Source organism: Paraburkholderia sp. UCT70, from assembly GCF_050434085.1.
GTDB classification, from domain to species: Bacteria; Pseudomonadota; Gammaproteobacteria; order Burkholderiales; family Burkholderiaceae; genus Paraburkholderia; species Paraburkholderia tuberum.
This window is the reverse complement of sequence record NZ_JBNPVZ010000004.1, coordinates 4,223,633-4,250,490: the sequence shown is the minus strand read 5'-3', so window position 1 is coordinate 4,250,490 and position 26,858 is coordinate 4,223,633. Positions and strand designations below refer to the sequence as shown.

Here is a 26,858-nt window from a genome sequence, read left to right as displayed (position 1 = left end):
TCGCGCGCATCGCGACTCCAACACCCCTGCTTCTACCAGGCGTTTTCCGAGGCGGTCGCGACCCGCGGCAGCACGTCGAACGGAAAACTCATCAACACCCGCAAACCGCGGCCGCCATGATTGCCGATTTCCCATTCACCGCCCGCGCGCCGCACGAGCCGCTCGACGATCGCAAGGCCTAGCCCGCTATGGCCGTTGCCGCCGCGCGCCGGATCGAGCCGCACGAACGGCCGGCTCGCGCTGATCAGATCCTGCGCGGCGATGCCCGTGCCGTTGTCGCTAATGGATAGCGTAAAGCACTGCGGTGTACGCGCGGTCGCGACGACCACCGGCGGCGCGCCATACGCATGCGCGTTGTCGATCAGATTCGACAGAATCCGGTCGAGCGTGGCCGCCGGCAGCAAAAATGACGGCCCGGCGTTCAGTTCCGTGCGCACGGTCGGCGCATTGGTGGCCACCGCCCGATAGCTGCGCACGACACGCTCGCACTGCGCATCCACTTCCACGGGTTCACTGCGGTCCGCGCCGTCGTGCGCGAACAGCAGGAACTGCTCGACGATATGCGTCATCGAATCGACGTCGCGCACGACGCCGTCGCGCGTCTTCGCGTCGTCCATCATTTCGGCGCGCAGCCGCAGACGCGCGAGCGGCGTCTTCAGGTCATGCGCGACACCGGCAAGCATCACCGCGCGATCGTTCTCGGTGCGCGCGACTTCCTGCACCATCTGATTGAAGCCATTGGTGAGTTGCCGCAACTCGCGCGGCCCGCGCTCGGGCACCGGCGGCACCGGCAGCCCGCGACCGAAGCGCGCCACCGCCTGCGCGAGCAAGCGCAGCGGCCGCTGCAGCGCCCAGGCGGCGAACAGCGCCGCCATCACCGCAAACGAGAAAATGATGACGAGCCACAAGACCGTGCGGTCGAGCGAGCGCGGCATGCGCAGCGGCTGCACCGGCACGACGATCCAGTTCTGATCGGTCGCGGCGCGCACCCATAGCATGGGCGGAGCGCCGGGCGGACCGACGCGCACCTGGGTGTCGGCCGGCATGCGGTCGCGCACGTCCTCGACGAAATGCGCGAGCGGCGGCGGCATGTTAGCGCTGGCCGCCGGCACGTCCGGGCTCGCCGGGTCGACCAGCTTCACACGCGACGGCAGCGGTTGATCCGGTGTGCGGGCGACGTGCTGACGCACCGCGTCGACGAGGAAGGTCGCTTCCTCGACCGCGTAGCGCGTTTGCAGTTGCGAACGTTCGAGCCGCATCAGCGCATACCACGCGAAATGCGACAGCAACAGCACCGCGACGACGAGCAGCGCGAGCCGCCCGAACAGCGAATCAATGGGCCGACGCATGCTGCTCGCCGTCCGGCACGAACACGTAACCACGGCCGCGCACGGTCTGGATGAAGCGCGGCGTGGATGGATCGGTTTCGAGAATGCGACGCAGGCGCCACACCTGCACGTCGATGCCGCGGTCGGTGCCGTCGTACTCGGGACCGTGCAGCAGTTCCAGCAGGCGCTCGCGCGTGAGCGTGCGCATGGGGTGATTGACGAAAATCTTCAGCAGCGCGAACTCGCTGCCCGACAGCGCGAGCGGCTTGTCTTCGAGATGCAGCGTACGCGACTGGAAATCCAGCGTGAAGCGGCCGAAGCTGAACGGCTCGCGCTGCTCGGGCGCGGCCGCCGACGGCAGCGTGCGGCGCCGCCGCAGCACCGCCTGCACGCGCGCGAGTAGCTCGCGCGGATTGAACGGTTTGCCGAGGTAATCGTCCGCGCCGAGTTCGAGCCCGACGATACGATCGACGTCGTCCGCACGCGCGGTCAGCATGATGACGGGGATATCGTCGCCCGACGCGCGCAGCTTGCGCAGCGCGGTGAGGCCGTCCACGCCGGGCATCATCAGGTCCAGCACGATGAGGTCGGGGCGCTCGCGCTCGAGGCGCCGTTCGAGCGAGCCCGCGTCGTGCAGCACCGAAACTTCGATACCCTGACGGGCGAGATAGTCGCGCAACAGATCGCGCAGTTCGACGTCGTCGTCGACGACCAGAATTTGAGTAGCCATGGAATGAAGTTTAACGCGCAGCCAAAAGGGATTTCGTTTTCCAAACGGTCTGAAGGGTTACCGGGTGTTACGGTGAAAGCCACACGTAATTGCTGGTAATAGCGGCGTCCGGGCGCGTAACACAGCGGCGCACCCGGTTCTCTACGCTGTGCCTTACCGAGTGCAGGCAGTCCAAAGACCGGTTGCTTCGTCGGCTATTCCATTACAAGGAGCCTCATATGTCCACCAAAAAGATGTCGCGCGTTCTCGCCGTTGCTGCCACCGCTCTCGCCATCGGCGCAGGCGCCGCTTACGCCGCCCAACCCGCTGAGCAGGCGCACGGCGGGCCCGGCGGCTGGCATGGCCATTTCATGAAGGAACTGACCCAACTCCACGACCAGCTGAAGCTGAACGCGGATCAGGAAAAGCTGTGGCAAAACGCGCTCGATACGATGAAGCAGAACCACGAAGCGATGCGCGCCAACCACGAGCAGGTTCAAGACCAGTTCAAGGCCGCACAGCAACAGCCGATCCTGGATCTGAACGCGATGGCCGCGACGCATCAGCAGATCGAGCAGAAGGACGCGCAACTGCGTCAGCAAACCACCGACGCGTGGCTGAAGTTCTATAACGGCCTGAACGACCAGCAGAAGACCACCGTCAGCACGGCGCTGAAGCAGCGCTTCGCGCGGATGGAGCAGCGTCACGAGAAGATGCGCGAGCGCTGGGAGCATCACAAGGGCGCGGCGTCGGCGCCGGCCGCCAATCAATAAGCGGCGCGTTGCATCCGAGAGGCGGGCCAGGGAGGGCGCCTCGCTAATAGAAAAACGCCACGGAAGATGTTTTCCGTGGCGTTGCTGTTTGGCGCTGCTCGCTGCCCGATCGGCGCCCCGCGCGAATCAACTGCTTGAATCAGCCGTTCAACTGACCCAGATCGAACAGCAGCACTTCCGCGTCGTCGCCCTTTTCCAGCGTCACCGTGTCGACGTCGCTGAGCTTCGCGGCATCGCCCGACTCGAGCACCGTGCCGTTCACGCTCAGCGAGCCGCGCGCGACGTGCAGGTAGGCGAGGCGCCCCGCCGGCAGCGCGAACGTCGCGTGTTCGGCGCCGTCGAACAGTCCCGCGTAGATCGACGCGTCCGCATGGATCGTCACGGAGCCGTCGCGGCCGTCGGGCGACGCGATCACGCGCAGGCGGCCGCGCTTGCTGTCGGCGTCGAAGCGCTTTTCCTCGTAGCCGGGCTGGTCGCCCGCGCGGCGCGGGATGATCCAGATCTGCAGCAAGTGCGCGAGTTCGTCGCGCGACGCGTTGAACTCGCTATGCTGCACGCCGGTGCCCGCGCTCATGCGCTGCACGTCGCCGGGACGGATCGTCGAGCCATTGCCCATGCTGTCGCGATGCGCAAGCGCGCCTTCGAGCACATACGTGACGATCTCCATGTCGCGATGCCCGTGCGCGCCGAAACCCTGACCGCCGGCGATGCGGTCTTCGTTGATCACGCGCAGCGGCCCGAAGTGCACGTGCTCGGGGTCGCGGTAATCGGCAAACGAGAAGCTGTGATACGAGTCGAGCCAGCCGTGGTTGGCGTGACCGCGTTCTGCGGAGCGGCGAATCTCGATCATGGAAAGTCTCCCGGTAAGTAGTCAATCAGAGCGATGTTGGGAATGTAGGGGTTCCGCCCCCCCATAACAATCGTGCGCGACCGCACCGCAGCGTTCCATCGCTGCATGCAATCGCGCGGGCGGCGCGACCGGCGAGCCTATCGCGCGGAAAGCCCGGCGCCCGGATGCCCGGCGCCCGCAAAACCGCGCCGGCGTCGCGCACGCACAACGCGTTGCACGGCGTCTTGCCGCTCGATGCCGCGCTGCGCTGGCAGCTTGCCGCTCTTCGGGTAAAATACCGCGCTTTTCAAGCCGCGTGGACGTCTCGCGGGACGTGCAGGCCGCGCCGACAAGCCTCGGCGGGCGGGCCGCAACCGGTGCGCGACGGGCTTCGACTCGGCACCACACCGCGCGAGCCGCGCCCGATAAGCACCGAACGCGCCGGACCGGCGCGCCACGTCGGACGAAACACCCGCGCAAGGACGACCAGAGCGCGGCGACAATCCCTGCGGCACGCCAATTTTGACCGCCTAGAATAGCGACCGTCGGCCCTCGGCCGGTGCTCGTCGAGTCGTGTCGTTACGACGATCAGTATGATTCAGGAGAAACATGAAGAAGCTCGCACTGTGCGTGGCTCTGGCAGTCATGGCCACCGGCGCGATGGCGAAAGAATGGAAAACGGTGCGCATCGGGGTCGATGCCAGTTATCCGCCATTCGAATCGAAGTCGCCTAATGGCGACATCGTCGGTTTCGATGCCGATCTGACCCGCGCGCTGTGCGCGAAGATGAACGTGAAGTGCGTGTGGGTCGCGCAGGATCTCGATGGCATCATCCCGGCGCTGAAAGCTCGCAAGTTCGACGCGATCATTTCCTCGCTAAGCGTGACCGACAAGCGCCGCGAGCAGATCGACTTCTCCGACAAGATGTTCGACGCGCCCGCCCGCATGATTGCGAAAACCGGTTCGGCTCTTCTGCCCACCCCTGAATCGCTGAAAGGCAAGCACGTCGGCGTCGAGCAGGGTTCGACGCAGGAACAGTACGCGAAGGCCTGGTGGGAGCCGAAGGGCGTGCTCGTCGTGTCGTACCAGAATCAGGACCAGGTGTACGCGGATCTTGCGTCGGGCCGCCTCGACGCCGCGCTGCAGGACGAAGTGCAGGCCGACGCCGGCTTTCTGAAGACGCCGCGCGGCAAAGGGTTCGCCTGGGCCGGTCCGGAAGTGAAGGATCCGCAGACGATCGGCGAAGGCACCGCGATCGGTCTGCGCAAGGGCGATGCCGAGCTGAAGGCGAAGTTCAATCGGGCGCTCGCCGAGGTTCATCAGGACGGCACATTCGAGAAGCTCCAAAAGCAGTACTTCGATTTCGACATTTATCCTGGCCGTTGAGCGAAACAGGCAGGATACTGCGCAGTAAGCCGGCTCGTGCCGGTGGCAGTGAAAGCGGCAAAGAAGGTGGCGACACCAGGCAGTAGATTCAAAACAATCCGAGACGAAAGTCCCAAAAGCGCGCTGCAGGAGCACCAACGTTTCTGCAGCATGATTTGCACAGCGGCACGCTGTGCGCCGCGGATCACGGCGAGCCAGGCGCTCGTCCCGGACGCGGCGCTACGCGGGCCGCGTCTTTCGCGGTGCGCGAGAAGCGCATCGTCGAGGACTACCTATGTTCCTTCAAGGCTACGGCCCGCTGCTTCTCAGCGGCACCTGGCAAACCGTCAAGCTGGCGGTGTTCTCGCTCGCGCTCGCGTTCGTGCTCGGCCTGCTCGGCGCGGCGGCGAAATTGTCGAAGAACCGTCTGTCGAACGGCATCGGCACCGTGTATACGACGCTCGTGCGCGGCGTGCCCGATCTCGTGCTGATGCTGCTGCTGTTCTATAGCATCCAGATCTGGCTGAACAACCTGACCGACGCGCTCGGCTGGGAGCAGATCGACATCGACCCGTTCGTGGCCGGCGTCGCGGTGCTCGGCTTCATCTACGGCGCGTACTTCACCGAGACGTTCCGCGGCGCGTTTATCGCGGTGCCGCGCGGCCAGCTCGAAGCGGGCGCCGCCTACGGCATGACGAGCTGGCAGGTGTTCTCGCGCGTGATGTTCCCGCAAATGATGCGCTTCGCGCTTCCGGGCATCGGCAATAACTGGCAGGTGATGGTCAAGGCGACCGCGCTCGTGTCGATCATCGGTCTCGCCGACGTCGTCAAGGCCTCGCAGGACGCCGGCAAGGGTACCTTGCGGTTCTTCTTCTTTACCCTGCTCGCGGGGGCGATCTATCTCGTCATCACCACAGTGTCGAACTTCGTGCTGATGTACCTCGAAAAGCGTTACTCGACCGGCGTGCGAAAGGCGGATCTATGATCGAGATCATTCAGCAATACTGGCGCAACTATCTGTTCACCGACGGCTATCGCTTCACCGGCGTCGCGATCACGTTGTGGCTGCTGGTCGTGTCGATCGGCCTCGGCTTCTGCCTGTCGGTGCCGCTCGCGGTCGCGCGCGTGTCGAAGAAGAAATGGCTCGCGGGCCTCGTGTGGCTCTATACGTATATCTTCCGCGGCACGCCGCTCTACGTGCAGCTGCTGCTGTGCTACACGGGTCTCTACAGCCTCGAGATCATCCGCAACAACGAGCTGACCAACGCGTTCTTTCGCGACGGCATGCACTGCACGCTGCTCGCGTTCACGCTGAATACCTGCGCGTACACGACCGAAATCTTCGCGGGCGCGATCAAGGCGACGCCCTACGGCGAGATCGAAGCGGCGCGCGCGTACGGCATGTCGTCGTTCACGCTGTACCGGCGCGTCATTCTGCCGTCGGCGCTGCGCCGCGCACTGCCCTACTACAGCAACGAAGTGATCCTGATGCTGCACGCGACCACCGTCGCGTTCACGGCCACGGTGCCGGATATCCTGAAGATCGCGCGCGACGTCAACTCCGCGACGTATCAGTCGTTCAACGCGTTCGGCATCGCCGCGCTGCTGTATCTGTGTATTTCTTTCGCGCTCGTGTGGCTGTTCCGCCGCGCCGAGCGTCGCTGGCTCGCTTACCTGCGGCCGCAAGGCAAGTAACTGCGCGTCCCTGGACAAGCAAGCTCGTTAAGGATCCTGATGAACTCCAAGAAGCAGAAGCTCTTCGTCGACGAGCTTCACAAAAAGTACGGCGACAACGAAGTCCTCAAGGGCGTGTCGCTGAAAGCCAATGCCGGCGACGTAATCAGCGTGATCGGTTCGTCCGGTTCGGGCAAGAGCACGATGCTCCGCTGCATCAACTTTCTCGAACAGCCGAACGCGGGGCGAATTTTCGTCGACGGCGAGGAAGTGCGCACGCAGACCGCCAAGGACGGCGCGTTGCGCGTGTCGGACCCGAAGCAGTTGCAGCGTGTGCGCACCAGGCTTTCGATGGTGTTCCAGCACTTCAACCTGTGGTCGCACATGAACGTGCTCGAGAACATCATCGAGGCGCCGGTGCATGTGCTCGGTCTGAAGCGCAGGGAAGCCGAGGACCGCGCGCGCGAATATCTGGAGAAGGTCGGTCTCGCGCCGCGTCTCGAGAAACAGTATCCGTCGCATCTGTCGGGCGGCCAGCAGCAGCGTGTCGCGATCGCGCGGGCGCTGGCGATGCACCCCGATGTGATGCTGTTCGACGAACCGACCTCCGCGCTCGACCCCGAACTCGTCGGCGAGGTGCTGAAGGTAATGCAGAAGCTCGCCGAGGAGGGCCGCACGATGATCGTCGTCACGCACGAAATGGGCTTCGCGCGCAACGTGTCGAACCACGTGATGTTTCTGCACCAGGGCCGCGTCGAGGAAGAAGGCCATCCCGACGAGGTGTTCAGGAACACGAAGAGCGAACGTCTGAAGCAATTCCTGTCGGGCAGTCTCAAGTAATAAAATTACCCGCGAGTTATGATGCGAACGGCATCGAAAATGTAGTCAATGTAGTTTTACAAGGCGCTTACGAGCGCCTTTTTCGTTTCTGCCATGTCCTTCCGCCCGGCCATTCGAACGACGAAAAAGCGCCGAAAATCCCAAAAAACGGGCCATCCAGGCCGAGTTTTCGCCCTAACCTGCCACTTTGGACTCGTCAATAGTGGCAATCCTTAATACGACCCCTTCCAGGCCGCGATTCCCTTGCCGGACAAGGCTTTGCGCCTTTTCCGGAGGAACTCCTTCGGGTCCCAGCCCACATTCGTATTGCAATTTGGCGACACCCCCTGTGGGCGGTACTAATTTCTTCTCCCAGTTAAAGTTATTTTTGATAAATTGGTAACCAAAGTAGCAAAACAAAGTTGATTAAAAGTAGTTTCACTTCAAAACGCAGAGGAGAACCGGTCGGCGTGGGATCGGCATGATGCAAAGATAGCTCGACGCTACATGTCATGACAGGAGAATCCCTATCCACCCGCCACTCTCCCTGGTACCGCTTTCTGTTCGGTGCTTATCGCGTCCGAACACCACTCGCAGTACTGGGTTTCTTTTTTGACAGGGTATGGAGGAGAAGATGAAGAAAGCTTTGCTCGTCGCTGCGCTGATGTCGGCCGGCGTTGTTGCACACGCTCAGAGTAGCGTCACGCTGTATGGCCGTTTGGATGCAGGTCTCGAGTACATGTCCGGCGTCCCGACCGGCGCTAACGCCAACGGCGCGGCCAACACCAGCTCGAACCGCTTCAAGGCGGAAAGCGGCGACTGGGGCACCAGCCTGTGGGGCATGAAGGGTGTCGAGGACATCGGCGCCGGCAACAAGATCCTGTTCCAGTTGGAAGGCTCGTTCAACACGATGACGGGCGCAGGTCCTGGCGGCGGCGGTCTCTTCAATCGCTGGGCAACGGTCGGTATTTCGAACAACCAGTACGGTACGTTCACGATGGGCCGCATGCTCTTCATCTCGAACGGCGTGTGGGACTTCGACCCGTTCGGTCAGTCGAACTGGTCGTCGGCATCGCTGGTGCGTGGCCGCAACTGGCCGCAGTCGAGCAACAACTTCGCGTACCAGTCGCCGAAGATCGCAGGCTTTGACTTCTACGGTCAGTACGCGCTGTCGAACGCGACGAGCTGGAACGGTAACGGCTCGACGCCGCAAGGTCGCGAAGCTGGCGCGCAGATCACCTACACCAGCTCGCTGTTCCAGATCCGCGGTCTGTACGACGAAATCCGCAACCCGGCGAACGGCCAGTTGTGGGGTGGCCCGGTCGCCAACAACGGCATCAATACGGGTAACACGGCCAACGGCGTATTCGCGGCATCGCGCGAGTACTCCGCTCTGCTGAACGTGTTCCTCGGCCAGTTCAAGATTCAGGCTGCTTACCAGGCAGTCCGTTCGGCAGGTGCGACGTCCGTTGCATATGGTCAGCCGACCACTCTGAATCACGAATGGGGCGGTGTGACGTGGCAGGCAACACCGGCTGCAGCGCTGATCGCGGCGGTCTACCACGTGAACGGCAACAACGGCGCGGGCAATGCGACGATCTACACGGTCGGCGGTTCGTACAACCTGTCGAAGCGCACGCTGCTCGACCTGCAGGCAGCGACGGTGCGCAACAGCCGTAATGCTAACTTCGGTCTGAACGCGAATAATGCAGGCTTCGCCGCTGCAACGGACAACCCGCTGCAAGGCCGCCAGCAAAGCGGCGTGTACGCAGGTATCCAGCACTCGTTCTAATCGAACGGTGCGCCCCGAGGGTCATCCCTCGGGGTGTAACACGAGTTTCTTCGAGAGAATCTTTTTCACGCTGCTGCGAGAGGCGCGTATCGGTGCAATATCCGCAAGGGTATTGCACCGTTTTTTATTCGGCGCACGGTTTTTTGCCGTTGCGCGCACCGGGCCGGTGCGTGATTGCGTCGGCTTATACCGCTGCTTCGTTCTCTTCGCCGGTACGGATACGGATGACGCGCTCGACGTCCGCGACGAAGATCTTGCCGTCGCCGATCTTGCCGGTACGCGCCGCGCCGATGATCGCGTCGATGACTTGATCGCACTGGCTGTCCGCGACCACGACTTCGATCTTCACTTTCGGCAGAAAGTCGACCACGTATTCCGCACCACGATAGAGCTCGGTATGCCCCTTCTGGCGGCCGAACCCCTTGACCTCGGTAACGGTCAGGCCGGAGAGGCCGACTTCCGCGAGCGCCTCGCGCACTTCGTCGAGTTTGAACGGTTTGATGACTGCGGTGATGCGCTTCATGGCGAACCTCGTCTCTTGATGGGGGAAGAGTGGAAAGGGAAAGGATGATTTTTATTCTACGCCGCGCCGGATGCATTGCGGCATCCGCGCGCGGGTGTCGTCTTTCACTCCACCGGTTCGGTGTAGCGCGACGTGATCGGATAACGCCAGTCGCGGCCGAACGCGCGATGCGTGACGCGAATGCCGATCGGCGCCTGACGGCGCTTGTACTCGTTGATCTTGATCAGGCGCGTGACGCGCTTCACGTCGTCGACCTGATAACCCGCCGCGATGATCTCCGCGAGCGAACGGTCCTCCTCCATATACATGCGCATGATCGCGTCGAGTACTTCGTATTCGGGCAGGCTGTCCTGGTCGGTCTGGTTCTCGCGCAGCTCAGCGGAAGGCGCGCGCGACAGAATCCGCTCGGGAATCACGTCGCGCGTCACAAACGTGGTGGCCGCGTTCCGATAGCGGCACAGCCGGTACACGAGCGTCTTCGCGATGTCCTTGATCACCGCGAAGCCGCCGGCCATGTCGCCGTACAGCGTGCAATAGCCGACCGCCATCTCGCTCTTGTTGCCGGTGGTCAGCACGATCGAGCCGAACTTGTTCGACAGCGCCATCAGCAGCGTGCCGCGAATGCGCGCCTGAATGTTCTCTTCGGTCGCGTCCTCGGCGCGGCCCGCGAACTCCTCGACGAGCGAGCCGCGGAACGCGTCGAACATCGGCGCGATCGCGATCTCGTCGTAGCGCACGCCGATGCGGCGCGCCATCTCGGCGGCGTCGCTGGTCGAGATATCGGCCGTGTAGCGCGACGGCATCATCACCGCGCGTACCTTGTCGGCGCCGAGCGCATCGCATGCAACGGCCAGCACGAGCGCCGAATCGACGCCGCCCGACAGACCGATCAAAGCACCAGGAAAACCGTTCTTGCCGATGTAGTCGCGCACGCCCATCACGAGCGCCGCGTAGACCTGCGCTTCGATCGACTGCTCCGGCGCGATCGCGGCCGGCAGCGGCGTGCCAGCGTCGAACTCCACGACAGCCGTGGCTTCCTCGAACTGCTCGAGCTTCGCGACGAGTTCGCCCCGCGCGTCGAGCACGAACGAACCGCCATCGAACACGAGTTCGTCCTGGCCGCCGACCATGTTCACGTAGACCATCGGAATACCGGTCTCGCGAATGCGCGCACGCAGGATGTCGAAGCGCACCGCTTCCTTGTTCAGGTGGTACGGCGAGCCGTTCGGAATCAGCAGCACCTGCGCGCCCGCGGCCTTTGCCATCTGCGCGGCCGACGCATGCCACGCGTCCTCGCAGATCACGACACCGTACTTGACGCCGTCGAGTTCGAACACGAACGGCTGCGGGTCGGAGGCGAAGTAGCGTTTCTCGTCGAACACTTCGGTGTTCGGCAGATCCTGCTTGCGATAGGTGCCCTTCACTTCGCCGTCGACGATCAGCGATGCCGCATTGAACGTATCGACTGGCGGTACGCCGCGCTCGATCGGCGCGTTTGCATTACCATGGCCGTTCGCCGGGTGGTGCGCGAGGTTGTCCGACCCGTCGCGCAGCGGATGGCCGACGATCACATGCAGACCGGTGAACGGCTTCAACTGTGCCGCGAGATCGGCCAACGCGGCCGCGCTCGCGGTATAGAACGCGGGGCGCAGCAGCAGGTCTTCGGGCGGATAACCCGACAGCGCGAGTTCAGGCGCTACCAGCAGCTTCGCACCATCGCTGTGCGCGGCGCGCGCGGCGGCGACGATCTTCGCGACGTTGCCGGCGAAGTCGCCGACGGTGACATTGATTTGAGCAAGAGCGATTCGGGTCTTCATGGCAGGATCGACAGGCAAGCCTTCACGGCTCGCGGTACCGCGGCTCGATGGCTCGACGGGATTGAACAAACCGGATAAACGAACTCAACGAACGACGTGGCAGCTTCAGTTTCACAGCGCCGCGCCGGTCATTGCAAACAGTCACTCAGATTGAACCAGCAACGTATCGATTATCGCACGGGCATTCTGGCATCGCCCTCCGAGGTGGACGCCGCCGAGTGGAACGCCCTCCTCGCCGCGCAGCCGCAGCCCACGCCGTTTTTGCAGCACGAGTTTCTGAGCGCGCTCAACGCGACGCAATGCGCGGTTCCCGACACTGGTTGGGCGCCGCAATTCGTCACGCTGACCGACGCGCGCACGGGCATGCTCGCGGCGGCGGCGCCCGTCTATCTGAAGGGACACTCGTACGGCGAGTACTTTTCATTATGTAGGGGCGAGAAAACTGCCCGACTGATTGATTGCATGTAAGTCGTTGATATATAACGAAAAAACAAAATCACACCCCAACTTTCTTTTCCGTGCATTTTTCTTCAGAATAAGATAGAACTGTGGCTTGGCTGGAGGCGCGGGATGGGTGCACTACATTGGACCGAGCCGGGCGCACTTGAAAGACATTGCTGGCGCGATGACGGTCAGCTGCGCTTCGCCGCCAAGCAAACCATTGATGGACGAACGACCTATCGGACTTTCATCGTCGACACGCATACCTTAGGGCTAGTCCCCGGGGGATGGCTGAGCGAGGCAGTCGACGCAGCGCCGAGTCAGTTACATTTCGTCCAAGCAGCACCGGTCACCAAAACGCTGGTCGCCCTTGCTCAAAGCGGCGAAGTGCTGAACCTGCTAAATACCGAAGTAAAGCAACTGCTTGAAGAGGACGTAGTCACCGTCCTTGCCGCCGTCGACGCGTACCACGCTGTACGTTCTCGTTTCCCGGTCTCGGTGACGTATGCGCAAACCAGTCGCCATTTCCTCCTCAAACCCGTCAGTGCCATTGGCAACGGAACTTTGCTCTGCGACGTCGAGTACAAGACCGCTCTGACACGTCCTTCGCCAAAAGCAAATGACACGCTCAGCGACCGCCCTCATCCGACACTGCAGGACTCCGATTTGGCGGCACCCGCAGGCGCTCTCGAATTCGCTGACATGGCGGAACTCGAGAGGAAGCAACTTGCCCATTTCACCGGAAGGATAGAAACCCTTCCTCGACTACATACTGCAAATCGCGCGCGACCGCCATGACGCAAACGTTAAGGAAGGAGCCTTTCGCTCCGCCATGGAACACGTTGGTTATGCCCTGCTCGCTCTTGCGTGCATATTCCACGCAAATCGAGCGGCCATTCTGCGGCAAAGCGAGCAAGCATTCCACGCGAAACCGAGCAGGCATTCCACAACAAAGCGAGCGCTGCGGACATGGCGACGCGGGGTGAGTTTTTTTACTCCTTCCCGCCTTCGGCGGTCAAACTATTTCGGCGCTTGCGCATCGATTCGCCTGAGAGCGTGAAGCGATGCGCGTTGTGAACCAGCCGGTCGAGAATTGCATCAGCGAGCGTCGGATCTCCGATGGCAGCATGCCAGCTGTCGACTGGAATCTGGCTGGTGACGATCACCGAGCGCCGGCCGTGCCGGTCGTCGAGCACCTCCAGCAGATCGCGCCGCGCCGCATCTGACAGCGGTGCCATGGCCAGGTCATCCATGACGAGGATGTCGGTCTTGGCCAACTGTGCCAGCAGCTTTGCGTAGCCCCCACTGCCGTGCGCGATGGCCATCTCCTCGTTGAACTTCGGCATGCGCAGATAGCAGGCCGAGAAGCCCTGGCGACACGCCTGGTTGACCAGCGCGCATGCAAGCCAGCTTTTACCGAGCCCGGTTGGTGCGACCAGAATGATGTTCTGGTGCGCCCGTACCCATTCGCCAGTGAGCACCCGGGCGAGCAGCGCACGATCCAGTCCACGGGGCTCGCGGTAGTTGATGTCTTCGGGCACCGCGTCCGGGAAACGCAGCTTCGCGCGGCGTAGCCGCGCCGTGAGCAGGCGCGACTGACGTTCGCTTGCTTCCCGTTCGACGAGCAGCCCCAGGCGCTCCTCGAAGCCGAGCTGGTCGATGCTGCTCTGGGATTGCTGGTCGGCCAGCGCGGCGGCCATGCCGAACAGGCGCAACTCGTGCAGCCGCTCGACAGTTGGATGATGCAGCATGTCATGATCTCCTTTCAGTGGTAGTAAGACGGTCCACGCACGTTGGCATGCGCGAGCGGCAATTCGGTCTGGGCGGCGGCCGTGTCGGCCCTGTTCTCCAGACCGTTCTTCAGCGTCGAGGCGATGAACCGATAGCTCGGCGCTTTAAGATCAATGGCACGCTGGCAGGCGGCTTCCAGTCGCGCATGGCCATAGTCCTTGCCCATGCGCAGCACGCCCAGACAGGCGCGGTAAGCCTGCTGTGGATGCTGGCGACCGCCAAGCAGGTGTTCGATGACTGCGGCGGTGTGCGGGCCGATCTCCATGGCCCAGTTGATCAGCCGCTGCGGATTCCACTCGGTGGTCGCTGCCCGATGATTCGCCGGCATGTGGGCGGCGATCGTGGTGTGATGGCCGCGGCGCTCGCTCTTCGCGTGCGCGGCAATGCGCTGACCGCGCAGGAAGATCTCGACGGTCGTCTTCGTGTGGCGCACCTCCACCTGCTCGCGGGCGTGGCTGTATGAGACGGAGTAAAAGTGTTCGTCGAGCTCGACATGGTAATCAATGCCGACGCGAGCAACCTTCCACTGCGCATACTGGTAGGGTCTGTCTGGCAGCGGACGAAGTGCCGGACGATCAAGTTCCTCGAAGGCGCTGCGGCGGCAACCGGGCAGTTTCTTGAACGGCCTGTTGTTCAGTTCAACGAGGAGTGCCGCGATCGCGCGGTTGGCTTCGTCGAGGCTGAACAGCCGCTGGTTGCGCAGCCGTGCCAGAATCCAGCGCTGCGCCAGGAGCACCGACTGCTCGACCTTCGCTTTATCACGGGGCCGACGTTTGCGGGCTGGGATGATCGCCACGGAATAATGCGCGGCCATCTCTCCATAGGTCCGGTTCAGAACCGGATCGTAGAAGTCGGCTTTGTGCACGCCGGACCTCAGGTTGTCGGGGACCAGGATCTCGGGACAACCGCCAATGAAGTTCAAGGCGCGCACATGCGAGCCAATCCAGTCCTCAAGCTGCTGGGTCCAGGTGACTTCGGCGTAGGTGTAGTTTGATGCGCCGAGCGTCGCGACGAATACCTCTGCTTCACGGATCTCGCCGGTGTGCGGATCGACGATGCCCAACCTGTTACCCGAATAGTCGATGAACAGCTTCTCCCCGGGCGTGTGCGTCTGGCGAAGCGTGACCGGCAACGCTGCCGCCCATCGCTCGTAATACTTGCAGAACCAGCTGTAGCCGTAGCCTTCGGGCTCCTGCGCTTTGTACTCGTTCCATAGCAGGTCAAGCGTCACGCCTTTCCTGCCGAGCTCACGATGTACCATCGGCCAATTGGGCATCGGCCGTGTCCGGCTTGACGACGGCGGCGGCGGGAATAGCAGCGCATCCAACGCTGTCTCCTCCATCGTCATCGCCTTCTCGAAGTCCAGTTGTGCGCGCCGTACGCGATCCAGATAGTCCCAGACCGTCGCGCTCGATGCGCCTATCGTCGTCGCGATCTCACGCTGGCTACGCTGGCACACAAAGCGCAGGCGTAGCACTTCCTTGATTTGACGCATGGATAACCTTTTATTCGACATTCGCTCGCTCGACAAAATCGTCAAGCGTGCCATGGTTATCCCGCGTTGCCGTCCCTCCAGCTTACCGCTCGGTTACGCGTGGAAATCGCGCTCGGGCAGTCGCGGAATCCCTGCTCGATTTGCCGTGGAATCGACGCTCGGCTTGCTGTGGAATCCGTGCTCGGTTCGCCGTGGAATTGGTGTTCGGTTTGGCGTGGAATACGCACTCTTGCGCGCTTCCTCGCCTGTAAGCACCTAACGTGGCAAGAACTTTCCGATGACATTCTTGTTGAATTTCGTGACTGGGTTAAAGAAGAAGCTAGGCATAAACCGAGTTCGAGAAACGATGAGAGTGCAAAACGAACAGCCAACTTACGGTTACGTGTTATCTACGAGTTTTTGACGTGGGCACAAGAGGACGCGCTACTCATCCAGTCACTTGTCGGCAACTCGGCCACTTTCCCGGTACGGTCATCCCTGCCGAAACTTCGGAATGTCAACCACAAGAAACTGCAAGGCGACAAGCAAAAATACCCGAAACTATTCCAAAACGTTGGCACCACATCGCGTATGAGTGACAGACAGTATTGGGCAACGGATGAAGACTTTGAGGCAATTCGCCAGTTCTTCTGGTCAACAGGTGGCGCAGATTGAGCTTGCCCCCGAAAAACGAATCCCTTGCTGAGTGTGTAAACTCAAGCAAGGAGAGGAAACGATGACGGTCAAGGCAAAGCGGGCGCAGTACACGCTCGAATTTAAACTGGAAGCGGTCCGACTGGTAAAGAACGGCCAGAGTTTGGCTGCGGTGTCGGCGACGCTGGGCGTGGTGCAGCAGACCCTTCACAACTGGGTCAAGGCGGACAGGGAAGGCAAACTGGTCGGAGCCGGGGCGAAGCCGGTCAGTCCCGAGCAGATGGAACTGGCGCGGTTGAGGGCGGAAGTGTCTCGCCTGAAGATGGAGCTCGACATCACAAAAAAAGCGGCGGCGTACTTCGCAAAGGAATTGATGTGAAGTGCGCGTTCATTGACCGGAATCGACGCCACTGGCCGGTCTCGATGCTGTGCGAAGTACTGGGAATCAGTCCCAGTGGATATCATCAGCGTCAGCAGCGCAGCGGTGATGATAAGCCGCACAGATGCCGTATCAGCAACGATGCCCTGCTCGCGCACATCAAGGCAATTCACGTGCAGGTCAAGGGCGAATATGGCTGGCCGCGCATGTGGAAAGAGCTCGTTGCGCGCGGCGTGCGCGTGGGCAAGGAGCGTGTTCGCAAGCTGATGGCGCAGCATGGCATCCGTGCCCGACACAAGCGCAAGTACATCGCGACGACGAACTCGAATCACAACCTGCCGGTGGCGCCGAACTTGTTGGAGCGTAACTTCACAGCAACGGCGCCGAACCAGGTCTGGACGAGCGACATCACGTACTGTGCGACGGCTGAAGGCTGGGTTTATCTGGCGGTCATCATTGACCTGTTCAGCAGGCAGGTGGTGGGCTGGTCGATGCAGCCACACATGAAAGCGGAACTGGTCACCGATGCGCTGCGTATGGCGTGGTTCCGGCGCCGTCCAGAGGCTGGCGTCATCGTCCATAGCGACCGGGGTAGCCAGTATTGCAGCGGGCTGTTCCAGGACACGCTGAAGGCCTACGGCATGCGCTCGTCGATGAGTCGGCGCGGCGACTGCTGGGACAATGCACCGACCGAAAGCCTGTGGGGTTCGTTGAAAGTTGCACGCCTGCATGGCCGGCACTTTGCCACACGGCGTGCCGCAATGGATGAAGTGATTGATTGGCTCGGCTTTTACAATGCGCGCCGGCTACACTCGACGCTCGATTACGTCAGCCCCATGACGTTCGAGAAAAACTGGTTCGCCGCTCAACAGGGGCGAGCCGCATAAATCTCTCAGCTATGGGATTCGCGAAACAGGGGCAAGGTCAGATACCGCCTCGAGGAACGACCTAGCCTTACGCTTATTTGAGGGTCTCGGCTGGCGACGTGCGAGTGTCAATAGCCTCACTGTTAAGCAATTTTCAGCTGATATTATTGGCCAGGCAGTAAGCTCCGGTGAGACTCATATTCCGATAACCCCACCTGACCAAAAGTTCGGCTATCAACGGGCCTTTCCTGTGCCAATAAACCTTGCGTTGGCCATCCAACGATACATCAGGGAGGAGCGTTCTGAGCTGCTGAAAAAGCATGGCCTGAAGGAAGACACCACTGAGATACATCAGGGGCGATTGTTTCTTTCCGTAAATACCGGACTACCTCTTACGCATTCGGCAGTCTCGGAAATCTTTCGAGCCGCGTTTCGCGCGATTGGGAGCGATATTGGCGCAAACACACATTCGTTCCGCCGTAAGTTTGCCGAATCCACATGGGCTGAGGAGATTGAATATCGCCAACGCGAGGGCTTTTCTTTGGCGTACGAGGATGTCGCAATGGCCGTAGCTGACATCCTAGGCCACGCATCGATTGTTTCTCAAGACGCTTATCACAGAGTCCTAAGTAGGATGCGAAAGGTGAGCGTCGAACAGGTGCTGAAGAACAAGATTGCGCAACTCAATGACACAGTCGCGGTGCAGATGAGCATGATTGCGAGGCTTCGCGACACTCTTGCAAAGTGTGTTGAGACGGCGGCTTACACGACCGTAGAGCCGGACTCACCATTACGTCACGACGTCATGAATCTGATGGCCGAGATTGATGGCGCTTGAACGGCGTATGCGCCTCGAGTTCGTCGATGTGTTCATCCATCGCCGCCGTCTCTTGGTCCAGGAACTCACTGATGGCGTGGGCGAACCTGTGGTCAGCAATCCAGTGCGCAGACCATGTTGGGGTCGGCATGAGCCCTCGTGACATCTTATGCACACCTTGGGCTCCTCCCTCGAAACTCTTCAGTCCGTTGGCAATGCCATACTCGATACCCTGCATGTAGCAGGTTTCAAAATGAAGGCCTGAAACGAACTCTTTGGTGCCCCAATAGCGGCCATACATCGTATCGCCCTGAACGACGTTTAGCGCCACCGCGACCCGCTGCCCATTTGCCTCAGCAATGACGAGCATCAGTGCATCAGGCATCGACCGATGAATCAGTCCGAAGAACTTGCGGGTCAGATACGGCGGGTTCCAGTGCTCCCGATACGTGTTCTCGTAGCACCCGTAGAAGAAGTCTAGGTCGTCTTGGCCAATCTCCTGCCCACGTAGCCATCGGAAGGTAACACCAGCGTCGTGGACCCTTCGGCGGTCCTGCTTGACCTTCTTGCGTTTGTCGTGCGACATCTTCGAGAGAAACTCGTCGAAGCTCTTGTATCCAAAATTTTCCCAGTGGAACTGGACGCCTTCCCGCAGCATGAAGCCGGCGTCGGTCAGGGCCTCAAGGTCATCTTCGTGTGAGAACAGTACGTGAATTGACGACACATCGAGCTGTTTCGCAAACTCAATTGCGCCCCGTGCGAGCAACACTCTGTCTGCATGCGTCGGCGCCATCAGTCGTGGTCCTGTAACGGGCGTGAATGGCACTGCAGACAGGAGCTTGGGGTAATACTGGATGCCATGCCGCGCGAATGCGTCTGCCCAGACGTGGTCAAAGACGTATTCGCCGCGGCTATGGGATTTCAGATACAGCGGCATGGCGCCGACGAGTTCGCCTCCGCGTCGCATCAGGAGGTAGGTCGGCTGCCATCCTGTCGACTTGGATGCACATTTCGTAATGTGCATTGCTGACAGATATTCGTGCGCCACGAAGGGATTGCCCACAGTGAGCGCGTTCCACTCTTCTGCAGGCACATCTGAAAGCGAATCGACAACCAGTATCTCAACCTTGCTGCTCACCTTGCCCCCAACGATTTTCCCGGCGCGGCGCCACGCCGCAAAGCAGCATTGTCGCGCATTCGAGAAAAATCGTCAGGCGGCTGCACCTAGGTGGTCAGGCTGCCCCCGGTGCTCGAATTGAGTCTCCCAGCTGCTCGCGCAACGCGCTGAGATGTGCAGCCAAGGCGTCTACCCTGGCCCTGGTCTTGATAAACGCGACTGTATGGCGACGGCGGGTCATCCAGACTATTTGCGCCAAGGACACCCCGCAGAGCATGCTTGTACGATAAGCAAGTTGTTAGCTTCCCAGTGGGACATAGACCCGGGTCATTTTCTTAGAGCATCGTGGTTCGGAAGTCTGTATGCCTGAATCGCTTCGCGATTTTTCTGCCTATCGAGGGAAGCGCTTCAGCACTGCGCCAGCCAAAAATTAGACACATTTGGATTGCGAACGCTGCCAGAAACCGCCTGACCTCCGCTTCAGACAAGCATGGCCCCGGAATTGAACCTTCTCCATCCATGTCGCCAGTCGCCATCGCTGCCTCCTCTTCATAAGCGTGAAAAACTGCGTCGCGCTAACGCCGCTGAGAACAGCATAGGAGATAAAGCGTCGAATCGCACGCATCCTACTAACGGCAGCCTGCGCCCTCGCAGTTACTTGGGGACCAAAGCCGAATTGGGCGCAGGGGTGCGAGTATTTGTCGCGCAGCTGCTACATCAACAGTGTATCGGCACGATGTTATCGGACTGTCCTAGTTCACAGGATACCGTGCGCAGCAACGAAACAAGCCTAGCCGAACAAGTCGCCCCGAAACATATCTACCCGCCGTGACTCGGCTGTTGGCAATAGCCTGTGCTTTGTCGACCGCGAACGGAGCTTTGAGGCCGACGTCGCTGGTTATGCGACTATCGACGTACTAGTCTGCGCGATGATGCTTGAGCTTTTTCTCAATCTCGAAGCAATTCGCCGTTGCCCAGCTTGAGGTCTTGAGGACGACGGCTCGCGCCTAGCATGTGGATACGCAACTCGGAGCAATAGTCCTTCCAGTTCAGCTATTCGTATCTGAACGGGTTCTTGCAACAGGTTCACGCCCGGCGCTCAATCGGCGATTACATCAATCTGTACAACCAGAGACGGCCTCCTTCGAGTCTGGAAGACCGCACGCCGGATGAGGCATACTTCGCAACACTGCCTGCGATCAAATTGGCAGCATGACTGCCCCGGACGTTCCACTTAAAAATATCGAGAACCTGTCCGAACAAGCGAGGCCACCTCTGTCGCCTGGTCGAACAACGACATCATTCTGGTTGCGTGGAGCTACCCAGGCCCCATCCCTGAGTGCATTGGCTTTACGGTTCAACGCAAAGAGTCATCGCAGCCCGACTCCAAGTTTGCCGCGCTCCCGTGCTATGTCGGTTGGTCAGGCGGCAAAAACGACGAGCGAAAGCCAAAGACCACTGATGAATGGCCCCTGCAGCGATTCAACTGGAAGGACCTGGTCGCGGAACCTAGCGTGAAGTACGTCTATCGCGTCGTGCCCCTTCACGGTCCGTCCGACAAGCCACAACCGATGGATGCAAGGTATTGGCTTACTACACCCGAGGTTGCGCGCTTCGACACACAGACGGGGACAGTGCGAGCAACGTTCAATCGCGGAATCCTTGCTACGCAAGCCCTGGCGCGCAAGATTCACAAACCAGGCGGCAAAGCTTTGAGCTCCTCCGAAGTTCATGATTTCGTCAAGGAGAATATCGCGGCACTCGGCGCAGCAGAAAGGCAGCGACTTACCGGTCAATTACTGGACACGCTGCTTACCTTCGCCGCCCGCGCGAAAAGGAGCGGTCGAATTGTAGGCGCGCTCTACGAGTTGACGGATGACGAACTCATCAAGGTGCTTGTCGATTTGCCGAAGAATCGCCTGGAGCTCGTTCTGTCAAACGACAACGATTCGGTTCCCGATGGTAAGACCGCGTCAGGTAAGCCGAAGCGGAAAACTGTCTACGATGGTCTGAATCTGAAGGCGCGAGGAGATTTAATTACGAAGCATGGCGACAACATTGTTACTCGCTATATGCCGTCTACTGGCATCGCGCACAACAAATTCCTCGTGTACGTCGACGGTAAGAACATCCCGCAGGCGGTACTAACAGGGAGCACAAACTGGACGCCCACCGGCCTCTGCACACAGAACAATAACGCTCTCGTGGTCGAGGACACCGCTGTTGCGACAAAGTACCTAGAGCACTGGGTTGCTCTCAAAAATGACAGCATTACGAATACGGTTCCGAAGCCGCCCGCACCCCAGCATGGGCTGCAGGCGAAGGCGCTGCGGTCCGCCGGTGCAAGTTCAGGTGCGACGTTTAAAATCGCGGCGAGTCGCGCAACTGTATGGTTTTCACCCAATACCAAGGCTCGAATTGACACGGGCACGTCCAAGGCACCGAAGATGCCTTCCGAGCCTGCAGACATGACCGCCATCGCACAGCTCATGGCGGCGGCAAATCAAGCCATCTTCTTTCTCGCGTTCCAGCCGGGCAGTGTGAAATCGGCCACCAGTATCACCTTCCTTGACCAACTGGCCAAGGTTGCTATCGACAAGCCGAGTGAACCGCCCCGGGTTTCCCCTCAGGATTACCCACAAGTAATGTGATGGTGCTATTCGTTTTGCCTGAATATTCGGTACATCATCGTGATTTCGTGCAGGACAAGAAATCCACGCCAGATGACGGTAGGACCAGGTGGACGATCATGCTTTCGAGCGAGATATCCGCCGAGTCTGGCGATCCACAAGATGACCTGCGCGAGTGACGGCGGTTTATCAGGTATTTCGGTACTGCCATGCGTACGACAGTAGAGGGCTCGCCACTCGATTGGCTGCAGCAATACTTCGCATGGCAGGTTGCCATCAAGCCTGGCAAGCAACATGGAGTACAGGATCCTCCAGCTTACGACGGCGAACAATGCGGTGGCGCGGACGAATCGATCGAGATTGCCAAATTGGCGGGCTTCAATGCGACAGCCACTTTTAAGCACACGATGCCACGATTCAATCGTCCATCGGCGCGCATACCATGCAAGACGCTCGAGGGCCTCTGCGTGTGTTTGCGTAGGCACCGAAGTCAGTAGAAGCCATTCCAATGGCTCTGCTCCTTCGTCCAAGTTCGTTTCCTGTGCATGAATTGCAAACACTTCAATTTCGGGAAGCTTCTCGCGACGACGATTTTGCGGCGGACGAAGGCGTACGGGCATGCAGCGCACAACCAGCCGTGCGGTGCGTGCCTGGCGGTTTTCGCGTGCAGGCACCTGCAGTTGCGCCTCTCCAAGCACTGGCGAGGCCAGCACGGTTTCCCACAAATATCGATCGGGGTGAGCAACGCGTCGGTTCCACGACGCGCGCACCAACCAGTCGACACCGGCAGGCCGCTGCGCCAGGAACACGTCATAGACATCGCCTTCACGGTCGCTCACGCCGATGACATGCGTGCACGGACAGTGCGTCTTGAGTACGCCCAGTTGCTCGATGCCTTCGAGCCATTTCGCGCTCTCTTTCTGTTGTACGGTTCGTTGCCCACGCAGATGTTTCTTGCCCAACTCCTCGTGCCTGCGTATCCAGGTCTTCATCCCGATCACCCCGAGTGGCAGCCCCTCTGGCGTGAGCGCAAGCAGACTGTGTATCAGGAAACCACGCACATGTGGATCGGAGCCATATCCCAGACCTTCGGTTGCCCGCAGATGAGACAAATTGAACTCGGTGGTGTCCTGAACAGCAAGGACGACTGGCACCTGTTGCATACGACACAGCGTTTGACCGATGTGCCCACCCAGCACGCCATCGACATCCACGTGCGGGTTGTCGAAAAAACGATATGCCGCCTTCAGCTCCGAACCATTGAACGACTGCGGAAAAGAGCAATGTGGGCCCAACGAAAGCTTGCGTGCCAGCGTCACGAGCCGTCTGGTCAGGCGAGCGTCGCCGAGCTCGGCGGCGCCAAACTCTTCATTTGCCCAATCATCAAGGTCAGATGTGTCCGACAATGCCCGACATCACAGATCACGAACCGGATCAAAGTTAACATCGGTCGTCACCGTTTACAAGCCATCGCCCTTCAATCGCACAGTCGCGAGCGACTTATGGGTAATCCTGAGGGGTTTCCCGGAGGCTGTTTTGCTTGAGTCACGCCGCGATGGCGGACCCAGCGAGTTTTGAATAATAAGCGGCTTCTGCCTCAGCAGGTGGAATGTTGCCGATGGGGCCGAAGAGCCGACGATTGTTGAACCAGTCGACCCATTCGAGCGTCGCAATTTCAACGGCCTGCGGATTGCGCCACGGTCCGAGGCGATGGATCACCTCTGCCTTGTACAAGCCGTTGATCGTTTCCGCCAGTGCGTTATCGTAGGAGTCGCCCACGCTGCCCACTGACGGCTCAATGCCAGCCTCGACCAGCCGATCCGTATAGCGGATCGATACGTATTGCACGCCGCGGTCGCTGTGATGTATCAACCCGTCCTGCTGCGCCGGCTGTCGCTCGTACAAGGCCTGCTCCAGTGCGTCCAGAACGAAGTCCGTGCGCGCCGAGCTCGACACACGCCAGCCGACAATGCGTCGGGCGAACACGTCAATGATGAACGCGACATAGACGAAGCCCTGCCAGCTCGATACATAGGTAAAATCTGACACCCACAGCGCATTGGGCCGTTCGGCGGTGAATTGCCGGTTCACGAGATCCTTCGGGCACGGCGTCGAACCATCGCTCACTGTCGTGCGTACCGTCTTGCCCCGCACCACACCGCGCAGGCCCATCTGCTTCATCAGCCGCTCGACCGTGCAGCGCGCCGCGACAATGCCTTCCCGCTTCAATTGCGTCCAGACCTTGTCTGCGCCATACACCTGGAAATTTTCTTCCCACACGCGCCGGATCTCATCCTTGAGCATCCTGTCGCGCTGGGCCCGCGGCGGCACCAGGCCTGGATTGACGCGGCGGGCCACATGCGTGTAGTACGTCGACGGGGCAATTGGCAGCACCCTGCAGATCGGCTCGACCCCGTAGACGTGCCGGTGATCATCGATGAACGTGATCATCACTTCGGTCGGCGGTCGAGCTCCGCCTGTGCGAAATATGCTGACGCCTTGCGCAGGATTTCATTAACCTGGCGCAGCTCACGGTTCTCCCGCTCCAGTTCCTTGAGCCGATCCTGCTCCTGCGTGCTTGTGCCCGGGCGCAAACCCCGATCCCGCTCTTCCTTGCGCACCCAGCTACGCAGCGTTTCACCCGAGCAGCCAAATTTCGCTGCGATCGACGCGATCACTTTCCATTGCGATTCGCGGTCGCCCTGGTGTTCCAGCACCATTCGCACAGCCCGCTCACGAACTTCCGGCGAGTACCTTGGGGACTTCTTCTTGGTGTTTTCCATAGCTCCATTTTCTCAAGAAGTGGAGCCTCCGGAAATCCCGGGCCGGTTCAGAGCCTTCTGGTTCGAGGTGCCGTGAGCGACCGAGGCCTTGCCCAAAAGTTTTTAATCGCGCCATTTACGATGAAGCCGGCTGGCAAAATGCGGCGGCCGTTTCGCCCGCCGGCTTTTCGACCGATTTCGGTTACTTCGAAACCGAGCTGGTGAAAACAGGGCACGCCATCATTCACGACAAAATCATCGTCATCGACCCCTTTGACGACGAAAATTGTCACGTCATCACGGGTAGCCACGTTTGAAGCGCCGCCGTACCATCGGCCACCGCTCCGCCGAACCACCGCTACTGATGAATGCTTGAGGCGTTAGTGCTTTCGGATTGTCACCACGCGTGAAAGAAGATTGCGCGGGACGTACTGTCCCGCTCGGATGGCGATGTTACTAATCATCGCTAGAGGACTGAAATCAGGCGGCTGCCGACGTGCTCGCGACCTCAGTTCCCGGCGCGGCTGCCCGAACGCCCGCAGTGCTGGATACGGCAACCTGCTTGACGAGCCGTTTCTTTGTTGCGGGAGCTTTGACGACAACCTTTTTGGCTGCGGCTTTCACCACCTCCGATTTCGTAGCACGTGCGCGCCGTGCGTATGGCGTCGGCGTCCCCCGCCGAGAGCGTGTCCTGGACCGCAGGAGACTCAATTGCCGTCCGTTGGTCGGCAATTTTCATGGGTGCGGCTTAGCCGCCCCCGCCAGCACCCGTTCGAGCGCCATCGACCTGGCCGCTTCCTCCGCTTGCTCGGCCGTATCGAACACACTGCCCGACACATACACCCTGTGCCACTCCGGGTTATCAGACGCGTCACGGAAAATGCGAAAGCGCGCGCAGTAGCCACGTGGCGTAGCCGGTATCACGTCGATGTCGACGGACGCACCTTCTATCTGATGCCTGACGAAGCCGTCCATGCCACCCTCCTGACGCCTGCGTTGTACGCAGAAATCCTAGCATGATGGTCGCGATGCGGTAGGTGCGTTGCAGCAAATCACCGGGCATCAATCAGACGCTCGATGACTTGCACACTCGTTCGACTTGATTGACATCGGTCCACAAGAAGGGCGCGAAAGAGTTCACGCTCCCCGGCCTGTTGAAGGTTGTCGCGCAAGACGTACCCGCCGAGAAAAAGCGCTTCGGCAAGGACCCGTTCACGGGTGAAGACAAGTGGTTCGCGGCGAAGCCCGCTTCGGTGCGCCTCAAGGTGCGCCCGCTGAAAAAGCTGAAGGACGCCGCGCTGTAAGCGAAAGTGTTCCGACGTGATAAGGCCCCTCGCGACCAAAATCCGGGGGGCGTTGTTATTTGCGGCGCACGACATCGGCGTACCAATTGGAAAGCGCGCCGTTTCGTGAGTGAAGCGGTTCTGGTTGAGCGCCCGTCATTTCCTTCTCAAGGACGGGGCGCGCGCGTGAATATGCCGCACGACACTTCTCGCCCGGACCGAAAGCCCCACTGCGCTGCGACGACGTTCGACGGCGGTAGGCCTGGCGATGAACAGCCTTCACGCCACCTCTTTAACCTGTCGCGTCGCCCGCTCCGAACCAAGGAGAGCCGCACAAAATCCCAGCGAACATCGTGGCGTGGCAGTCCTCGAGTGGGCTAACATCAGCGGTTGGCCGCAACTCCCGCAGACAAACTCGGCTCATTGGTTACACCGAAACGGGAACCGTCCAGTGACATCAAGTTGACTGATGCGCGAATGGATTGATGGGCTGGACCTTCTTGCGGTCTCTGACGCGCTCCAGCATTTGGCATTCTCCCCAGTCAGCAACGAGGGCCTCGAACCCGCGAACCACGTTCGATTCCATAGCTTGTACCCCGGCATCGCCGTTGAAATTGGCACTAAACGCGACGTGGAATCGATACTGGAAGTAGGCAGAGACCGCCTGGATACGCTGTGGAGTATCGGAGTCCGTGAACATCACGGATTCGGGCGAGAACGGGTCGTAGTAGATGACATGGGGGTAGTCGGTTTTTATCGCTACGCAAGGCTCATCGCTGACAAGCAGCGAGCCGGCCAATTGGATAGACCCCTTCCTCCCTTTTGGGGTTTTGAACACCCAGATGCGCTTGGGCAACCGCTCTGAGAGTTCCAGGATTTTCGTGTTGTTGGAGCCGAAATAACCAACCTCACCGTTTTTGAGGTTTTGCTCAAGCTTCGGCCAATAGTAGAAAATATCCATTTGGTGCCTGCGTACTGAATCCTGGTTCATTGCGTCACTCAATCGACCTCGCAA

General features: G+C 60.3%; 24 protein-coding genes, 2 pseudogenes and 1 other annotated feature. Of the genes and pseudogenes, 13 read left to right on the top strand and 13 right to left on the bottom strand.

What is annotated here, in order from left to right; genetic code table 11:
• Positions 1–32 precede the first annotated feature (32 nt).
• Positions 33–1,349 (bottom strand): ATP-binding protein, encoded by a 1,317-nt coding sequence (locus OKW41_RS45350; protein ID WP_429452467.1) that lies wholly within the window; start codon positions 1,347–1,349, stop codon positions 33–35.
• Entirely contained in the window at positions 1,333–2,058 is a 726-nt protein-coding gene (locus OKW41_RS45345) for a response regulator (protein WP_090803560.1), read from the bottom strand. The genes OKW41_RS45350 and OKW41_RS45345 overlap by 17 nt, the downstream gene beginning before the upstream one ends.
• A gap of 218 nt (positions 2,059–2,276) precedes the next feature.
• Between OKW41_RS45345 and OKW41_RS45340 the strand changes: the two genes are divergently transcribed.
• On the top strand, positions 2,277–2,810 hold the full coding sequence (locus tag OKW41_RS45340) for a periplasmic heavy metal sensor (protein ID WP_429452469.1): 534 nt from the start codon (positions 2,277–2,279) through the stop codon (positions 2,808–2,810).
• Between the two features lie 139 nt (positions 2,811–2,949).
• On the opposite strand, the gene OKW41_RS45335 is transcribed toward OKW41_RS45340, so the two are convergent.
• Positions 2,950–3,660, bottom strand: a complete 711-nt coding sequence (locus tag OKW41_RS45335) for a pirin family protein (RefSeq protein WP_429576421.1) — start codon at positions 3,658–3,660, stop codon at positions 2,950–2,952.
• A gap of 588 nt (positions 3,661–4,248) precedes the next feature.
• On the opposite strand from OKW41_RS45335, the gene OKW41_RS45330 reads away from it, so the two are divergent.
• The 5 genes from OKW41_RS45330 (at position 4,249) to OKW41_RS45310 (ending at position 9,289) form a co-directional block, all read left to right on the top strand.
• On the top strand, positions 4,249–5,025 hold the full coding sequence (locus tag OKW41_RS45330; protein ID WP_429576420.1) for an ABC transporter substrate-binding protein: 777 nt from the start codon (positions 4,249–4,251) through the stop codon (positions 5,023–5,025).
• 274 nt (positions 5,026–5,299) lie between these two features.
• Positions 5,300–5,989, top strand: coding sequence for an ABC transporter permease (locus OKW41_RS45325; protein ID WP_184007926.1), 690 nt, complete (start codon positions 5,300–5,302; stop codon positions 5,987–5,989).
• Positions 5,986–6,699, top strand: coding sequence for an ABC transporter permease (locus OKW41_RS45320; RefSeq protein WP_018419774.1), 714 nt, complete (start codon positions 5,986–5,988; stop codon positions 6,697–6,699). The genes OKW41_RS45325 and OKW41_RS45320 overlap by 4 nt, the downstream gene beginning before the upstream one ends.
• A 39-nt stretch (positions 6,700–6,738) precedes the next feature.
• Complete coding sequence (locus OKW41_RS45315) at positions 6,739–7,518, top strand: ABC transporter ATP-binding protein (protein ID WP_429452475.1); 780 nt, start codon at positions 6,739–6,741, stop codon at positions 7,516–7,518.
• Positions 7,519–8,131: 613 nt separating this feature from the next.
• The gene (locus tag OKW41_RS45310; RefSeq protein WP_429576419.1) at positions 8,132–9,289 is read left to right on the top strand and encodes a porin; all 1,158 of its coding nucleotides are present in this window, start codon (positions 8,132–8,134) and stop codon (positions 9,287–9,289) included.
• Positions 9,290–9,473: 184 nt separating this feature from the next.
• On the opposite strand, the gene glnK is transcribed toward OKW41_RS45310, so the two are convergent.
• Both glnK and OKW41_RS45300 read right to left on the bottom strand, forming a co-directional pair.
• On the bottom strand, positions 9,474–9,812 hold the full coding sequence (glnK, locus tag OKW41_RS45305; RefSeq protein WP_429452479.1) for a P-II family nitrogen regulator: 339 nt from the start codon (positions 9,810–9,812) through the stop codon (positions 9,474–9,476).
• A 104-nt stretch (positions 9,813–9,916) separates the two neighbouring features.
• Complete coding sequence (locus tag OKW41_RS45300) at positions 9,917–11,629, bottom strand: NAD+ synthase (RefSeq protein ID WP_429576418.1); 1,713 nt, start codon at positions 11,627–11,629, stop codon at positions 9,917–9,919.
• 150 nt (positions 11,630–11,779) lie between these two features.
• Between OKW41_RS45300 and OKW41_RS45295 the strand changes: the two are divergent.
• Together OKW41_RS45295 and OKW41_RS45290 are read left to right on the top strand one after the other, a co-directional pair.
• Positions 11,780–12,046, top strand: a pseudogene (locus tag OKW41_RS45295) (peptidogalycan biosysnthesis protein); the annotation flags it as partial.
• A gap of 153 nt (positions 12,047–12,199) precedes the next feature.
• Entirely contained in the window at positions 12,200–12,868 is a 669-nt protein-coding gene (locus OKW41_RS45290) for a hypothetical protein (protein WP_429576417.1), read from the top strand.
• Between the two features lie 194 nt (positions 12,869–13,062).
• Here OKW41_RS45290 and istB read toward each other — a convergent pair whose 3' ends face one another.
• Together istB and istA are read right to left on the bottom strand one after the other, a co-directional pair.
• Complete coding sequence (gene istB / locus OKW41_RS45285; RefSeq protein WP_429571338.1) at positions 13,063–13,821, bottom strand: IS21-like element helper ATPase IstB; 759 nt, start codon at positions 13,819–13,821, stop codon at positions 13,063–13,065.
• Between the two features lie 14 nt (positions 13,822–13,835).
• Entirely contained in the window at positions 13,836–15,377 is a 1,542-nt protein-coding gene (gene istA / locus OKW41_RS45280) for an IS21 family transposase (RefSeq protein WP_429571339.1), read from the bottom strand.
• 78 nt (positions 15,378–15,455) lie between these two features.
• Here istA and OKW41_RS45275 point away from each other — a divergent pair, with 78 nt between their 5' ends.
• From OKW41_RS45275 to OKW41_RS45265, 3 genes are all read left to right on the top strand, one after another.
• Positions 15,456–16,010 carry a hypothetical protein gene (locus OKW41_RS45275; protein WP_429576416.1) on the top strand — a complete coding sequence of 185 codons (555 nt, stop codon included), beginning with the start codon at positions 15,456–15,458 and terminating at the stop codon, positions 16,008–16,010.
• A 61-nt stretch (positions 16,011–16,071) separates the two neighbouring features.
• A protein-coding gene (locus OKW41_RS45270) for an IS3 family transposase (protein ID WP_429572141.1) occupies positions 16,072–17,255 on the top strand; the annotation gives its coding sequence in 2 pieces (ribosomal slippage) (positions 16,072–16,327 and positions 16,327–17,255; 1,185 coding nt in all).
• 247 nt (positions 17,256–17,502) lie between these two features.
• On the top strand, positions 17,503–18,072 hold the full coding sequence (locus OKW41_RS45265; RefSeq protein ID WP_429576415.1) for a hypothetical protein: 570 nt from the start codon (positions 17,503–17,505) through the stop codon (positions 18,070–18,072).
• Here the strand turns inward: OKW41_RS45265 and OKW41_RS45260 are convergent.
• Entirely contained in the window at positions 18,038–19,189 is a 1,152-nt protein-coding gene (locus OKW41_RS45260) for a GNAT family N-acetyltransferase (RefSeq protein WP_429452487.1), read from the bottom strand. The genes OKW41_RS45265 and OKW41_RS45260 overlap by 35 nt on opposite strands.
• Before the next feature lie 1,493 nt (positions 19,190–20,682).
• Here OKW41_RS45260 and OKW41_RS45255 point away from each other — a divergent pair.
• Complete coding sequence (locus OKW41_RS45255) at positions 20,683–21,819, top strand: phospholipase D-like domain-containing protein (RefSeq protein ID WP_429576414.1); 1,137 nt, start codon at positions 20,683–20,685, stop codon at positions 21,817–21,819.
• Positions 21,820–21,824: 5 nt separating this feature from the next.
• Here the strand turns inward: OKW41_RS45255 and OKW41_RS45250 are convergent, their stop codons facing one another.
• The 4 genes from OKW41_RS45250 to OKW41_RS45235 all read right to left on the bottom strand — a co-directional run bounded on the left by OKW41_RS45250 (position 21,825) and on the right by OKW41_RS45235 (position 25,535).
• On the bottom strand, positions 21,825–23,204 hold the full coding sequence (locus tag OKW41_RS45250) for an IS4 family transposase (protein WP_429443705.1): 1,380 nt from the start codon (positions 23,202–23,204) through the stop codon (positions 21,825–21,827).
• Positions 23,205–23,343: 139 nt separating this feature from the next.
• A protein-coding gene (locus tag OKW41_RS45245; protein ID WP_246530497.1) for an IS3 family transposase occupies positions 23,344–24,581 on the bottom strand; the annotation gives its coding sequence in 2 pieces (ribosomal slippage) (positions 23,344–24,278 and positions 24,278–24,581; 1,239 coding nt in all).
• Positions 24,175–24,291 (bottom strand) — a sequence feature (AL1L pseudoknot). (Overlaps the previous gene by 117 nt.)
• Positions 24,582–24,628: 47 nt before the next feature.
• Positions 24,629–24,871, bottom strand: coding sequence for a hypothetical protein (locus OKW41_RS45240; protein WP_429576413.1), 243 nt, complete (start codon positions 24,869–24,871; stop codon positions 24,629–24,631).
• A 424-nt stretch (positions 24,872–25,295) separates the two neighbouring features.
• Positions 25,296–25,535 (bottom strand): hypothetical protein, encoded by a 240-nt coding sequence (locus OKW41_RS45235; RefSeq protein WP_018419007.1) that lies wholly within the window; start codon positions 25,533–25,535, stop codon positions 25,296–25,298.
• Positions 25,536–25,663: 128 nt separating this feature from the next.
• Here OKW41_RS45235 and OKW41_RS45230 point away from each other — a divergent pair.
• Positions 25,664–25,864: pseudogene (locus OKW41_RS45230) on the top strand (HU family DNA-binding protein); the annotation flags it as partial.
• Positions 25,865–26,300: 436 nt separating this feature from the next.
• On the opposite strand, the gene OKW41_RS45225 reads toward OKW41_RS45230, so the two are convergent.
• Complete coding sequence (locus OKW41_RS45225) at positions 26,301–26,804, bottom strand: hypothetical protein (RefSeq protein ID WP_429576412.1); 504 nt, start codon at positions 26,802–26,804, stop codon at positions 26,301–26,303.
• Positions 26,805–26,858 lie beyond the last annotated feature (54 nt).